12 protein-coding genes and 1 pseudogene are annotated in these 14,909 nt (G+C 50.7%); 6 read left to right on the forward strand and 7 right to left on the reverse strand.

Features of this window, described 5'->3' with window-relative positions; all coding sequences use genetic code 11:
- Positions 1-37: 37 nt before the first annotated feature.
- On the reverse strand, positions 38-1,018 hold the full coding sequence (locus tag ACR0MS_RS18485; RefSeq protein WP_480577099.1) for a nuclear transport factor 2 family protein: 981 nt from the start codon (positions 1,016-1,018) through the stop codon (positions 38-40).
- A gap of 349 nt (positions 1,019-1,367) precedes the next feature.
- Positions 1,368-2,195, reverse strand: coding sequence for a sulfotransferase domain-containing protein (locus ACR0MS_RS18490; protein ID WP_480577102.1), 828 nt, complete (start codon positions 2,193-2,195; stop codon positions 1,368-1,370).
- 457 nt (positions 2,196-2,652) lie between these two features.
- Between ACR0MS_RS18490 and ACR0MS_RS18495 the strand changes: the two genes are divergently transcribed.
- Entirely contained in the window at positions 2,653-4,377 is a 1,725-nt protein-coding gene (locus ACR0MS_RS18495) for an adenylate/guanylate cyclase domain-containing protein (protein ID WP_171126712.1), read from the forward strand.
- Between the two features lie 228 nt (positions 4,378-4,605).
- Here the strand turns inward: ACR0MS_RS18495 and ACR0MS_RS18500 are convergent, their stop codons facing one another.
- A complete protein-coding gene (locus tag ACR0MS_RS18500) occupies positions 4,606-5,565 on the reverse strand; it encodes an alpha/beta fold hydrolase (RefSeq protein WP_480577106.1) in 960 nt (319 codons plus the stop codon).
- 208 nt (positions 5,566-5,773) lie between these two features.
- Here ACR0MS_RS18500 and ACR0MS_RS18505 point away from each other — a divergent pair, with 208 nt between their 5' ends.
- Positions 5,774-6,637 (forward strand): alpha/beta hydrolase, encoded by an 864-nt coding sequence (locus tag ACR0MS_RS18505; RefSeq protein WP_170458410.1) that lies wholly within the window; start codon positions 5,774-5,776, stop codon positions 6,635-6,637.
- A gap of 172 nt (positions 6,638-6,809) precedes the next feature.
- On the opposite strand, the gene ACR0MS_RS18510 is transcribed toward ACR0MS_RS18505, so the two are convergent.
- The 3 genes from ACR0MS_RS18510 to ACR0MS_RS18520 all read right to left on the reverse strand — a co-directional run bounded on the left by ACR0MS_RS18510 (position 6,810) and on the right by ACR0MS_RS18520 (position 9,330).
- Positions 6,810-7,859 carry a GFA family protein gene (locus ACR0MS_RS18510; protein ID WP_170458412.1) on the reverse strand — a complete coding sequence of 350 codons (1,050 nt, stop codon included), beginning with the start codon at positions 7,857-7,859 and terminating at the stop codon, positions 6,810-6,812.
- A 222-nt stretch (positions 7,860-8,081) separates the two neighbouring features.
- Positions 8,082-8,882, reverse strand: coding sequence for a glutathione S-transferase family protein (locus tag ACR0MS_RS18515; RefSeq protein WP_170618369.1), 801 nt, complete (start codon positions 8,880-8,882; stop codon positions 8,082-8,084).
- A 4-nt stretch (positions 8,883-8,886) separates the two neighbouring features.
- Positions 8,887-9,330, reverse strand: coding sequence for a cupin domain-containing protein (locus ACR0MS_RS18520; protein WP_480577110.1), 444 nt, complete (start codon positions 9,328-9,330; stop codon positions 8,887-8,889).
- 112 nt (positions 9,331-9,442) lie between these two features.
- Here ACR0MS_RS18520 and ACR0MS_RS18525 point away from each other — a divergent pair, with 112 nt between their 5' ends.
- The 4 genes from ACR0MS_RS18525 to ACR0MS_RS18540 all read left to right on the forward strand — a co-directional run bounded on the left by ACR0MS_RS18525 (position 9,443) and on the right by ACR0MS_RS18540 (position 13,971).
- Positions 9,443-10,375, forward strand: a complete 933-nt coding sequence (locus tag ACR0MS_RS18525) for a LysR family transcriptional regulator (RefSeq protein ID WP_170803331.1) — start codon at positions 9,443-9,445, stop codon at positions 10,373-10,375.
- 327 nt (positions 10,376-10,702) lie between these two features.
- On the forward strand, positions 10,703-11,194 hold the full coding sequence (locus ACR0MS_RS18530; RefSeq protein ID WP_480577114.1) for a DUF3291 domain-containing protein: 492 nt from the start codon (positions 10,703-10,705) through the stop codon (positions 11,192-11,194).
- A 799-nt stretch (positions 11,195-11,993) separates the two neighbouring features.
- A complete protein-coding gene (locus ACR0MS_RS18535) occupies positions 11,994-12,995 on the forward strand; it encodes a P-loop NTPase fold protein (protein ID WP_480577117.1) in 1,002 nt (333 codons plus the stop codon).
- Entirely contained in the window at positions 12,904-13,971 is a 1,068-nt protein-coding gene (locus ACR0MS_RS18540; protein WP_480577119.1) for a hypothetical protein, read from the forward strand. Before ACR0MS_RS18535 ends, ACR0MS_RS18540 begins: the two co-directional genes overlap by 92 nt.
- 563 nt (positions 13,972-14,534) lie before the next feature.
- Here ACR0MS_RS18540 and ACR0MS_RS18545 read toward each other — a convergent pair.
- Positions 14,535-14,745 (reverse strand): annotated as a pseudogene (locus ACR0MS_RS18545) (transposase); the annotation flags it as partial.
- Positions 14,746-14,909 lie beyond the last annotated feature (164 nt).

Below are 14,909 nucleotides of genomic sequence, written 5' to 3' on the forward strand. Positions count from 1 at the left end.
TCGTTGCATTGGGATTTCTGTTTTCATGCTTACGGTCTCAAGTTGTCTCAAGCCAGTTGAGTCTGAAAATTGTATGCTCTCCTTCGAGACCTTTAAGCGGAACAGTCATTTGCTCGGCAAACTGAAAATCCTGTGATCCGCCCACCATGATCCGTGTGGCATCCGAGACGCGGATATCACTTGGCGCAGTGAGAGCGGCTATACGTGCTGCTTTGTTGACAACGGTCCCGAAGTGATCAGCATCAGAAGTTATCACTTCGCCGGTATGCAAGCCGATGCGAACCCGCAACTTTGGCTCGTTAGTTTCCGCCGCGTTCGCCTGTTGAATATTCTGAGCTGCCAGCAATGCTGCCCTTGCAGAATCAAAAGACGACATCACCCCATCTCCCAGTGATTTCACCGTACGTCCACCACTCCCGACGATCTGCGTTTCGACAAGTTGCAGATGTCTTCCAAGGGCGTCGCTCCAAAGCGTATCGCCTATAGCCTCAGCGATTTTTGTGCTGTCCGCGATATCGGTGAACATGATGGTCGCTATACCACTTTGGCCGAGTTCGTGGGGTGTAGAGAGGGCGGCATCAAGCAGTTCCTCAAAGCCTCTGGCCTCATACCCAAATCCCTCTACGTTGTTGACCGGTAGGGAATTGTGAACGTGCACAATCTTCCAGGATCCTTTGTCGAGTTTCAGAATGACCGTAGAACGCAGGTGCGCGATCTGTCCTGTTTCAATACCCTCAATGCTTGCTTCCCATTCGACCCAACCGAGTGATCCGCATTCAAATCCTCTCAGGTCTTTTGGGTGCCACTTGAACCGTGGAACCTCACCGATGTATTGCTCCATACCGCGACGCAGCGCATCGCCTTTCCAAGCCTCGCCGTGTGCTGAGCCAAAGTATGACAGGGCAGCGTCGTCAGAAAATAGATGTGCCACCGTCTCCCCATCGCCCCGACCGTAGGCGTTGATCCATCGTGCCACTATAGCGGCGAGTTCCGAAGAGGGGCTGATCGTATCTTTCATGCCAAAACCGTCGCGTCGATAGCAAGAAAACTGCTTCGAAAAATATGACCTTCGCACGTCCAGTTTCTATTGAAGCGTGTCATGGCATAACCTTTCTCGAAATCTCGATTTCTGAGGTCCTGTAAGTGTAGGCCATGCCGGGGCGGCCATAAAGACATAGTCAGCTTTGTCCGCATCTGAGACATCGGACGAAACCGCGGCGAACGGCCGTTGTTGGTAAGCGCAAACCCTGGCCGCGGTCGCTGGCCATGAATGACCGCTCATCGAGGTTACGGGTCATCCGGAAAAAATCCCAGATGGCCGAGACGACCCCAGAGCGGCTATCTTAATTTATTCAGCGAGCAACGTCCTAAGCAGTAAGCTCTCCGCCAGACTGAAGCCATCGCGCATCGTCTGCCGGAAGCAACTCTGCAAGACGTTTGTGAAAGGCGCGAAGGTCTTCGTCTGAAAGCTTGCCCTCCCACTTGCGACTGCTTGCGCTATCGAAGAAGGCTGACGGGTCTTTGAAGGTTGTGGACCGTTGTGTTTTTTCTTTGGCACTCGCGCGCGCATTAGCTTGCATGTTCTCGAATTGCATACTTTCCGCAATTGCGGCCAACATTTCATCGTCAATTTTGAGGCCGAGTACGGAAGCTAGCTTTCTGGTATGAGAGAGTAAATCGCGCCGCATATCGGCGTAGTGGAAAATGTGTATGTTGGGATGTTGGATGTTTGACTTGAAGGACTTGAAGTGATGAACGATGGCCTCAAGGGTGATCCCATCGGCCATCTCCTCTCGAACGGTCTCACCAACAAAAAGTGCGAATGAAGCTGTCGGCTCATCCGGGAACCTGTCTTGGATCAGGTCTTCCTTCAGGTTTGCCACATGTCGGCGCATCGAAAAATGTGCGTCGATTGGGTGTCTGTACACCGCGATGTAGGTGCAATCTGGATCGAAAGGAATGCCGTCAAAAGGCGTATGGGTCTTGATGCATCTTCTGTGGTTTTGAGCTTCGAACATTCGAACTATAGGGAGTTGATCTCGAAACGCAGGGTCGAGCCAAACCGACAGATCATCCATGACCTTGTCCATACCAGGCTTTTCAAACAAGAGCGACAGCACAAGGGCCTGTGTCCATGTTGTTCCGCACTTAGGCGGTGTTGCAACAATCACATCTCCTTGGCGCAGCGCGAACATGTCCCAAATCCGATTGTCGGTGAGACGTGTTCTGTACTCGAATGCCTTTCTTGAAGACGCCCGTATTGTCATTCTGATTTCCGCCAATGGACCCTTACTGAAACGATAGCAAGCATACGGCACCGAACCTAGAATTTTGATGGCACCCGAGCATGAAGGCTTTTCAAAGTGCCAAGCCAAAACCTTGCATTCGCGGCTAGAAGCTCGTTTTGCCCTCAAGGCAGTCATACGCGGCACCTTGCTCCAGTGTCTGTGCTGCGGTGCAAAGTCGAAATTACAAAGTTCGGTTTTCGAGGTCCGCTTCTGCCTAATTTACCCAAAAGCAAAAAGCTTGCGTGTCGTTATTCGGTTACTGATGTTCATTGAATAATGATCGCGATTTATGCGCGAAACCCCTAATATCCCTTTGACACTCCTTCACAATGGATACGCGGGAGGATTTTGTTTGGAGCGGTACTTGGCTGCCATACTCGTGGCTGATGTTGTTGGCTATAGCGCGCTTGTTAGTGCTAACGAGGAAGCCGCATTGCACACATATAGGGGCCACTTTAGGGCGCTGGAGCCGCATGTCGGCCTGAATGGCGGACGCCTATTCAAAAGAACTGGTGACGGTTTTCTTGCAGAGTTTTCCTCGGTTGTAGATGCGCTGGCATGTGCGGAAACGATGCAACGTCAGATGGCTGAGCGGAACGGGGCGCGCGGGCAAAGTCCGGAAATGCAATTCCGTATGGGAATTCATGCGGGCGATGTTTTTGATGACGACGGTGATGTTCTTGGTGACGGCGTCAACATCGCGGCCCGGCTGGAAAGTCTTGCTCCTCCCGGAGGGATCATCGTTTCAGGTCGGGTTTACGAAGATCTTGTGGGTAAGGTGGATGTATCGTTCACCGAATTGGGGCCGCAATATCTGAAGAATATCACACGCCCTGTAACTGCTTACTTGGTACAAACAGCATTTGCTACTGAATCCCCGTTAACTCAATCCCGTCCTGACAGGCCTTCAGTGGCGGTGTTGGCTTTTGACAATCTGTCGCCTGACGCTGAACAGGATTACTTTGCGGAAGGTATTACCGAAGACATCATCACCAGCTTATCCAGAGTGCCCTGGATATTCGTGGTCGCCCGAAACTCTTCTTTTTCTTACAAAGGGCTTTCGGTTGATGTGCGTCGTATCGGCCGAGAGCTTGGTGTCCGCTATATATTGGAAGGGTCCGTTCGCGGCGCTGGTGACCGGTTGCGTGTCACGGGTCAGCTGATTGATGCGGAAACCGGGTCTCATGTTTGGGCGGATCGATACGATGGCAAGCTCGATGATGTTTTCGAGCTTCAGGACCAGATTACCGAGGCTGTCGTTGCTTCGATTGCGCCAGGTATCAGACAAGCTGAAATAGACCGTGCTGCTCACAAGCGCCCTGACACCCTTGGAGCCTATGATCACTTCCTACGTGCGCAGTCCTTGATCTACAGGTTCAATTTCACTGAAGCAGACGACCATTTGTCAAAAGCTCTTTCACTCTCAAGTGAGTACCCATTGGCAAGCGCTCTTCGAGGCTGGATCCGCACTTTGCTATGGAACCCGGATACGCGTCCAAACGAGGCCCGATTTGATTACGCAATTCAGCTGGCACATGAGGCTCTGGCGGCATCACATCTTGACCTAGAGGCGCAAGCATATGCCGGTTACGTACTCGCGTTTCTGTCGGAGGATACAGAGTACGGTTTGTCACTTGTGGATCAAGTCGTCGAGAGAAGCCCAAATTGCGTTTCAGCCTGGGGATCAAGTTGCGTACTGCATGGCCTGATGGGCCAAGCACAAACGGCACAGGCACATGCCAGGGAGGCGCTCCGACTTAACCCGAATGACCCACTAAACTACCGTGTCCACATGGGTATCAGCCTGTCGCAAATCGCGGAAGGGAACTGGCGCGATCTAAGAGAAACCGCCCAAAAAATGCGTGCATTTCATAACACTGTGACCGTCTTTCGCCTGAACGAACTTGTGGCGGAAATGGCTCTCGGCAATGAGAGCCGAGCTAGAGAACTCGCACGTATTCACATGTCGCGGGAACCCGATTTTAGCGTTTCAATGTTCCGGCATATGCGCGCTCGTATCTCTGTCGCAAAACCAGAAATCTATGACGCCTACTATAAAATGCTGGCAGCCGCAGGCATTCCTGATTGACGACACCAGTTGTAGACCAGCGGCAAGTCATAGCAAGCATGCAACATGTGGAAACATATTTTTTGCCGCTGGAAGAATGCCCAATTTGGTCTGCGAACAGTCGTTGAAGTGAATAGCGGCGAGCGGCAATCGAACCTTCGCGGCGCTCGGCGTGAACGATTGCTCTGCGGACAAAGCTACCATTGCCACGTTAGATCAGATTAATAGGTTTGCAGTTTCATGCTCTAATCAGAACAGATGCCCATACGTGCGAATTGCATGCTGTCTGTTTTGCAGTTCGAGTTTTGCGTAGATTTTACTTGTGTGGTTTCGAACGGTTTTTTCACTCATTTGAAGACTTCTAGCAATTTCTTTACCACTCATTGCTTGGCAGATGAGTCTCAGCACGTCCTGCTCGCGCTTTGTCAAATCGTCAAAGTCCGTCGTTTGACCGGAAAATGTAAATTCAAGCAAGCTCTTGGAAAAAGCGCGCCAGGCAGATTCATCGCGTTGGATAATGTGATTTTTTCCCTCTAAAGCAGACATTGTCGCTCCGGGAATATTCTGAGCGAGACGTTGTCCTTCTTCAAACGGAATAACCTGATCGTTCCTTGAATGGATCACCAGTGTTGGAACTGAAACCTTTGGCAATAGACTTTCAACATTAACGTCAGCGCGCGCCATAAGCAGGTCGGCCCCTGTCTCAGGCAAAACGGTCTTTTGGCAAAGTTCTGTAAACCAAGAGCGTTGTTCGGACGGCGCACCAGGAAGAAATCTTGATGTAAATACATCTTGAAACGCTGGGTTGTCATTCTCCCAACCCAGGCGAAATACATCGATAACAGTCTTGTAGTTTTTGGCGGCAACCGATCCGCGGTGGTTGCTGCCCCTTGCATAGCCTCCAACGAGTATCATCCCGGCGACTCTGCCGGGATGCCTCAGCGAATACGCGATAGAAGTCGCAGCGCCCTGAGAAACACCCAGAAGATAGAATGGTTCATTTATTTCAGCGGCGTCGATTACAGCTTCGAGATCATCAACCCAGTAATCAATACTCAGATTCTCAACTCGCTTGTCAGATAATCCGCAGCCTCGCTCATCATATCGAACAAGGGTGAATTGACTTTCTAACATTTCGATCCAGTGAGACCAAATTGGACTGTCGAGATCATAACTGAGATGCGTAAGCCAATTAGCCGCCTTTACCATGGGCAGGCCGTTTCCGGATTTGCTCCACGCCAGCGACGTACCATCGCTTGAGGAAGTGTATCTAACGGTTCGCATGTCCTTTTTTAGTCAATTTGGGGCAAATGTCCCAACAATTTCCCGTCGTTTTGAGTCTAGCCGGGACATGTGTCCGATAGGTTGAAGGACAGATGAGTGACACCATTGTGAAATTCAGATTGGAGGTCATCACATGAATAAACAATTTGACGCATCACTACACGCTTCGCCGTCCCGGTCCCAAATTTCGCCCGCTCCCTGCGTGGGGCTACATTGTTCCGGTGCTGACGGAAGCCAGTGGCGCACTCTGTTTGCCCGGATGAGCGATGAAACCAAAACAATAGCGCCCGACCTAATTGGAACCCTGTCTCGGGGTCATAAAATCCCCGACGGGCCGTTCACATTGGAACACGAAGCTGCTTCGATCATCACTGAGATTGAGAAGCTTGGCAGACCCGCTCACTTGATTGGACACTCGTATGGAGGAGCGCTGGCGTTGCACATTGCCAGAGCTCGACCCGACCTTGTTCGATCACTTTGTCTCTATGAACCAACTTTGTTCAGCCTACTGAAAGCCGGAAACGCGGCTGACGGTTCATTGTATTCCGAGATTGTAAGCCTCACAAACGCAATACGAACTGGCATAGAAGAGGGATGCGAAGAGTTTAGCGCACAGGTTTTTACTGATTTTTGGGGAGGACTTGGCTCTTGGCAAGCCCTGAGCCGTGAACGCAGGTGCGCTATGATTAATTGGGTTCACAAAGCCCCAAGCGATTTCGATGCGCTTCTGAATGAACCTGATCCAGAAAATATTTTTCATGAAGGAATTCCCTCTACGATCATGCTCGGATCGGAGACTCATGCGCACACGAAGCGCATCGCAGAAATTCTGGCAACCCAAGGTAAGCTTGCTGAGCTAAAGGTTCTGAAAGGTGCCGGCCATTTGGGGCCCTTTACCTTCAAGGAAAGTTTCGAGATGGAGGTGCTGTCGCATATTAGAACTGTTGACCGCCGCGACATGGCTTCAATGGACATCAAGCCGATCAGTAGATCATGAGCCGGGGACACTGGAAATCTAGAAAAGGCGACCGACCGATCTGGACTCCGAGCGGTCGGTCGCTGTGCAGCCTCGCTAACGTCTTATGGGCGCCCGCATTGGGCTCGATGTTGTCATTTTCTCAAACGCTAGGAATGTTCTCTTTGCGGATAAAGCAGAAATCGCTCGATCACTAAAACACTACAGGCGGCTTAGCCAAAGGTCCCCAAGTTTCAGGGTCTGGTAGACCGACACTTGACCATGCTTCTTGCAAAACTCTAGAGTCCGAAGACCTTGTGCGAGGTAAGTCATCCAAAATATCAAACCATGGCATTTTGCTTTCTATTCCAGAGTGGACCGAAGGAGCAAAGTTTTCTGGTTGGTCGAGGCTCGAAGTATGCAGGACCAGATAGGCCGTTTCTCGTGGCTTCACGAGCTTATAAGTTAGACTTGCCCCGCATCTGGCACAAAAGCCACGATTTGCTATCGGCGTAGTTGCGAAGTATCGAGGTTCCTCGGTGAGAAATCGAACAGCAGAAGCGGGAAAGGCCGCCCATGCATTAACTGCTGAACCAGAAAATTTTCTGCAACAACTACAATGGCAATACCCTGTGCTTATGGCGGGTGCGTTTATTTCATACCGGACCAACCCACAGATGCAGCCACCTGTCACTAAGGTTTTGGCCAATTCATCTTCATCAAAATCCAGAAAACCCCCTTCCTCTCCGGGTTCTGAAACGGTCATGTAGACATGTATTGGAGTATCAGTGCTCTTGAGTCTTTTGTGACCGCAATCCGCCAGCGGAAGATCTATCTTGCCCGCTATTTGCGCCATTACTTCTCCTGAAACCGCGATTCCACCTGGTTCCGCTATTGCCTCAAGCCGTGCGGCAGTATTTACGCCGTCTCCGAGAATATCGTCGCCGTGTACAACGACATCACCGAGCGAAACTCCGACTCGTAAAATGAGTGGGTCGTCACTGTTAGATTGGCGTGCTTCGCGCGCACACGCTCTTTGAATATTGATTGCACAATTGACCGCTTCAAAGACACTCGAGAACTCAGCCAAAAACCCATCGCCAGTAGACTTAAAAACACGACCCCGGTTTGCTTCCACCTGCATGCCGATGATTTCACGTTCTAGTCGAACCAACTTAGCTAATGTTCCGCTTTCATCGCGTGATACCAATCCTGCGAAACCGACTATATCGGTGGCCAGAATGGCCGCTAATTTGCGTTCCATCTCCGTTGCTCCGAGCTAATAATCTCCAAATGGTGCCTGCTTACTTTAGCATAAAATCGGTCGCAGCGAGCCACGGTAGCTGAGGTGTTATTTCCAGTTTTGAAAGATCCTTCAGTGCTGCGATCAGCCAATCATACTTGCTGCGGAGAACGGCAACACGAGTCCAATTTGTTCGATGCCGCACAGCGCACAAATGTCCGGTGTTGACTATTTGCTCCATGGTCAGGCGACAAGGCCTAGCTCTTTGTCGGTAGCTGTCGCTGCATACTTTTCCCTTGGGGGCATGGGTCTCGATTGCCAAGGCGGTTCGAAGGTGAAACTTGAAACGCTGCGACCGTTAGGCAGGGCACCGTTTCCGGCCCCGAGCGCGTAGTCGTAGTAAAGCTTGACGATCTCTTCTTCGGTCACCTGCGCTGTTTCTGGATGCGCCATGCATGCATCACGCCACACTCGTACCCGGTCATAATCTTTGCCAACGGGTAGTTTGAACCCTTCGTAGTAGTCAAGGAACCAAAACCGCTTGAACATCGGGGTAAAAACAGCCTCTGCCAAACCGAAGTTCTCGAACAGGAATGGGCCAGTCGGATTATGATGAGCTAAGAAATCATCAAGGTCTCGATAGAGCGCGAGGAGTTTATTCAAATGCTCATCTCGGCGCGCCTGATCCTGATTCATGACAAAGAGATAGCCTGCCATTGTAAAGGGTCCTTCGCGGGCGATCAGCATCGACTCAATGGCGTGCTCGGCAGGATCACTGCGGCGCAATGGTGCCCCTGGCAGCGCCTCATCAAGATAGCGCAGGATCACGAGGCTTTCTTTTAATATGCGGCCGTCGCTGGTTTCCAGCACGGGCAAGGCTGTCGTACCTCGGGTCTTGGCTAGCAATTCGGGATCGCGCGGCTTGGTGATGTCTACTACACGAAATTCCACGGCATCCGTCAGTCCGCGCAGCGCCAGTAGGATTTCCAGTCGCTGCGAGAAGGGACAGACGGGGATATGATAGACGATGTGTTTCCCAGTCATGGTATCAATCCAATGGTGGGCCAGTGAAGGTCATGTTGTGCCGCTTGGCGCTCTCTTCGATAGTAGGCATGTCCTCGGGAATACGGCACTGACCGGCTGCCATGTCGGCAAAGAAGCCTTCGAATCCGCCGGGCGTCAGGATCACGAGATGGCGGCAAGGTTCGTCGTCTGTCACCTTGAAGGTATGTTCCTTGCCTCGTGGGATGAATACGCTTTCGCCGGCCCCGGCGGTGAACTCCTCGCCTTCTAGCCAGAACCTGCATGTTCCGGTGAGAACTACGAAGGTTTCGTCTTCGTTTTGATGCACGTGGCGTGGAGGGCCGCTACCCGCAGGGGACCAGCTGTCCACAATAGACATAGTGCCACCCGTCTGTTCTGAGCCGAGGATGGTTTTGTATTTTACGCCGAGCCATTCGATGGCTCCGTCGATTTGGGCCAGGTCCTTCATCGCTTCTCTCCATTTGCATTGGATTGAAACGAAAGCGCTTCCGTTGACAGAATCCTATCCGAAGGCCAACCTATCAGGCAAACCGCAATATCTAATATAGGATATCGGCTAGGTGAATTTCGCTACACTGGACCTCAACCTTTTGCGCGTGCTGGACGCCCTCTTTAGCGAAGGCTCAACCGTCAAGGCGGCCGACAAGCTCGCCATGTCGCAATCCGCAGTCTCTGGTGCATTGTCACGTCTTCGTCATGCCTTGGACGACCCCCTTTTTGTCCGGCAGGGAAACCGTTTGGTTGCGACTGATTATGCAGCGAGGATTGAATCCGGTTTGCGCGAAGAACTCGAACGTCTTGAGGCTTTGCTAGCTCCGCCAGCTACCTTTGATCCGCTAACCGCTGAAGGCACTTTCCGGATCGCCGCCAGCGATTTTTTCGCGGAACTCCTGATGCCACCTTTGGGTGATCGCCTGCAAAAGTCAGCGCCCAATCTACGAGCGCAGCTGGTTGATCTGGTTCCGAATGACTATGTGGCCAGTCTTGAGCGACGCAACGCTGACATTGCGCTGATCCCGGATTTGCTCCTGCCGGACTGGGTCAATCGGGAGCCGCTTTTCCATTCGCCGTTCCACGTGATAGCTCGCAAGGGAAATCCAAAGCTTGAGGGGCTTCAGGAAGGGACACAAATGCACATGGATACGTTCTGTGCGCTCCACCATGTCTTGTTCTCCCCCGAAGGGAACTTGGCCGCGATGGGCGATGCTGCCCTAAACCGCGTCGGAAAGCAGCGACAAGTTGCTATGACAGTGCCCGTCTTCAGTGGCGTTTGCCGCGCGGTTAGCGAAAGCGACCTCATCGCGCTTGTACCCGCTCAGCTCGCAAGGAAAGTGGCCAAGACATTCGAACTGAAGGTGTTCGAACCTCCGATGCACATTGAACCAGCGTTGATCATCGGCATCTGGCACAAGCGTTCCGACAACGCCCCGATGGCGGCTTGGATGCGTAGCCAAGTCTTCGAATTGATGAAGGCGTTGGACTTAGACAGTTAGTCAAACTGTCCTAAGCAGCGCCTTTCGGACAGAAGCAAGTTGATGTTTCGAATAACTGAATCGAAATAGATTCCATCAGCCAATGCAGACATTCGCTCAGCCGCAGCGAACACACGTTTTGCCCGCTTATCGAAAATTGCAAAGACTGGTTGAAAAGGTTCGTTTTGGGCCGCTGTTTGACAAACGAACAAACCGCAGAGGATGCATTGAGCGAACAGCGTCGGCGTTGTTTCTGCGTGTCGGTTTGTAGGCCACAGATTAAAATCACTGGACATAGTAAGAGCTGCTGGTGACTGTTGAAGCCAATTTTAGCGGTGGAGTTGTTTTGTGAAACATATTGCACAAATGAACATGGGGTACTTGCTACACCCTCCAGGCGATCCCCGTATTGCAGGGTTCGAGGACAACTCGGATCGTCTGAACGCTGTCGCAGATCGATCCGAAGGTTTTATCTGGCGCCTTCAAGGAGAGGGCTACGATCTCCCGGAGAACGACACGGGTGCATTGTTTGGTCGGCCACACGTCGCACTGGCGACGCTATCGACTTGGCAGAGCTTTGCAGACTTGGAGCATTTTGTTCACAGGACTATCCACGGTCAGTTTCTTGACCGACGGATGGAGTGGTTTGAGCATTTTGATGAGCCAAGCTATGTTATCTGGCCGATCCAGGCCGGACATATTCCGAGCCTGATTGAAGGAAAGGAAAGACTTCTTCGGTTGAGAAAAGATGGGCCAAGTCCGGAGGCTTATGACTTTGCAACAGGTAGAGATATGGTTGCTAAATTACCAGCTCAGCGACTACAAAGTCGACTCGACTAAGGATTGATTTGCCCCAATAAGAATGCACTTTAGATTGAGTTTCGGTGAGTTTAAGCTGATAGATTCACGCTACGACAATCACCAATTGAGCGTGTATGGTGAACCGCGCAAACTTATGGGCGAATCGTGCAAAGTTATGCGCAAATGCTGCGCAAAATTATGGGCGACGACACCCAGATTTTCTGAACAGAATCAATGATAGGAATGCAGCGTTATGCGCGCCCCTACAACTATGTAGGTTTGCGCATAACACTTCGCGCACCCCATAAGTTTGCGTAGTTTGCCCATAGTTTTGCGCTGCGCGATTGTCTGCCCTAGCGGTGAATTCAATCAGTTTTTGGCGTAGTCGTTGCTGTTATGGTCCTTTGCGTTGCTCAATCCCGCAAAGGGCCTCCCTAAGGAACCTTGGGTTCCATGCGGCCTTTTTGCTTGGATTCTCGCGAAGGTCTGCGACGCGCAGAAAGCAGACTTCGCAAAGTCTCCGTTCAAAGTTTCGCCTGCCTAACCTGACCGGCCCGGAGCCGCCGTACGTTCAGGCGTATCAAGCTACCGCGCAGCTTCAGGAAAGCAGTCATTGAAGTGTCTGCTCAAGCTACCTACTGGTTTGCGCAAAATAACTGCAAACTTGTCAACGATTTGCCGGGGAGTTCTTGTCACAGCTAGTACTCTGATTCATTGCTGAGCACAGCGTGCAGGTCAAAAACGATTGTTTGGGGTTACGTCTGGTGAACAAGGATCGACGTGACCGTCTGCACCTGCCATAAACTGTTCATTCAATTTAGTGGCGAGTATTTTGCGAATGGGCATTGATAGGGCCGAGGTAAAGAAATTTCTTGGAAATTGGGCAAACACTGAATCGAAACCCCACTTTGCGGTTTTGGTCGAAGGGCGTTGGGGCTGCGGGAAAACTCATTTTGTATTGCAGTTGTTAGAAGAAGAGTCGTTCACAGACCGCAAACCCATCTACCTTTCGGTGTTTGGTATCCCCGACGTCCAGTCATTGGAGACCAACCTCTTTTATGCAAGTGCCGGTTCTCTCACGAAAACACTACACAAGGGGGCGGGCCTTGCTGGATCTATCTTCAGCGGTGCACTTACACTTGGATCAGGAGGCATTTTTGGGGGTACAGCAAACCTGAACAAAATCGTTGATGCGGTGACTTCGCAACTGGAACAATCATCGACGAACATGGACGGAGCACTTTTGGTTCTGGATGATTTAGAACGCTGCCAAATCCCCATGTCGGAACTATTGGGCGTTGTGAATCGATTCGTAGAGCATGGTGATACTCGTGTAATTCTTTTAGCGAATACAGATGGTTTGAAAGATGATCACTTTATTGCATTTAGAGAAAAGATAGTCGGGCATTCATTTTTTTTGGAAAGCGACCCCGACAGCGCATTAGCGTCGTTCGTCGGGGAAATCGGACAGTCCGACGTTCGTGGGCTGCTTGAATATTATGAACAGGACATCCGTGAACTCTACAACAAGTCTGGTTTCCACAACCTTCGAGCTTTGCGTCAGTTCGTTTGGCAGTTGGCTACTGTACTTGAGCGTATGAACGAAGACTATCGTAAGAACGACGAGTTAGTTCGGAATCTTATCGTTCAGTTCTTTATCTTCTTCATAGAGTTCAAACTCGATCTCGCTGATGAATCAGCGTCTCTAACACCCTTGGATTTGTTGGGGCAATATGACGAGGGCAAAGATGAAGTTCGCCATGTCTATGAGTTCTCATTTGATAAAGACAAAGAGCCAACCCCCCAAAAAACGTATCTTCAACAAATACGAGCAGCATAACGGAATAAGAACCGTCATCACTGTTCAGCAGTGGATTGCGATTCTTACCTCTGGGGTCGTAGATGCGGCTAGATTGAATGCAGAACTAGCCCAAGCGGATGAAGTTGCTGGTGTTGGTTCCTGGCCGTCTTGGAAGAGGCTTTGGCACTTCTATGAATGGGACTTCTCTGATGGATCAGAGCCAGGGTTCTGGTCTGATGTCGAAGATATGCAATCTAATTTGGGATGCGGTGGCTATGTTGAAGTCGGTGAGTTCCTTCACGTGGTCGGCGTTTCTCTAATGCTGGCAGAATATCAGCTAATTGACCAAACCGTACCCAAAACGGTCAAAACAATGAAATCTTACATCGATGGGCAGTTCATCCCCGCTTTAACGTACGAGCGTTGTCGAGGCGTCGTTGAAAGGTTTGGTAACCAATTGGATTCGTATGATGGGCTTGGGTTCATCGGGCGTGAAGGTGCTGAATTCAAGGAGGTCCTTAATTATCTGGTCGAAAAAGTCGAAGAATGGCATCAAGCTTGGTTAAGGGATGATGCAGGTAAGGAGCTTTTGGGTTTTCTGACGGATGACTGGATACAGTTCATTGGAAACCTGAAGGTAACAAATCACCCGTCAGAACAACGTTACTTGGACATTCCTATTCTTGCGACCATCGATGCCGGAGCCTTCGTTGATACTTGGTTCAAATTGTCACGCCAAGAAGAACGGCTCGTGGTGGGTAGCCTGAAGGACAGATACGAACACCGCCCTGCGCTCTTGGACAAAGAGGGACTTTGGTGGCGCAGCGTTCAAGAAGAACTGATGCGACGTGTTGCCAATACAAGGAGCAAACCCAGAAACGTTCAAATCAAGAACCTCGTGAAGCACATTAACTCAACAATCATCGAGAAATGGGAACTTAGGCAGTTTCAGGAGTTCTCAAAAGGTGGCTTGGCTGACGTTGGTTGGATGACCCGAACGCGGATTGGTGACTAATGAGATTTCATGCAAACGGTCCAATTATTCCTGACGTTCTGCTCGAACGCTGTGATGCAGGTAGAGTTGTGTTTCTCTGCGGTGCTGGCGTTTCACTTCCATCCGGAATGCCGAGTTTCATCGGATTGACGCAATATGTCATTGACTACTTTGACCCACCTAAAGATTCAGAAATCATGCGGGCGTTCCAACCTTGGATTGATGATCCGACTGGAATAAACATGCCGCTGGATCAAATTTTCAATCTGCTCCATCTGGAGTACGGACGAGGCGAAGTGAATGCCCTTGTAGCTGAACGCCTTCAAGCTTCATCGGGAAATGATCAAGTCGGCCATCACCACGACGTCATAAAACGTATCTCAACAAGTCCAAACGGTGAACCACAGATCGTCACCACCAATTTCGATCTTTTGTTCGAACTAGGTGGTGATTCTCCGACTTTTGCGGCTCCTGCTTTCCCTGATCTTGCGTTTGGAGGTGCTGTTGAAGGCATAACCTACCTGCACGGGCGGCTTGCAGACAAAGACGCAGATCAACATTCTTACGTCCTGAGCAGTGCGGACTTCGGTCGAGCATATCTTTCAGAAGCCGTTTCAGTTCCTTCAATTGATCAACACCCATTCCACCGTACTTCTTCCGCCAGCGGTAATAGGTTTGCTCAACAACGCCGATCTGCCTGATCGCATCAAGTCGGGACATGCCTTGCCCCATCAAAACTTCAACCTGCCGTAACTTCGAGACAATCTCTTCGGGCTTCGGTCTCTTGTTTGCCATTCGTGGTCCTCCGTTTCCTAAACATAACGGTGGACCAGTTCAGTTGGGGAGGCTCAACGGCCTCTTCTCGCCATTTTTGAGTGCTGGCTTTTACTATAAAACCTTCATTGGCCCGTTCAAAAACAGCACCAAGTTCTGGATGATGTGCGAGACGTTCATCCGGA

It is taken from the genome of Ruegeria sp. CJ2 (assembly GCF_056536745.1).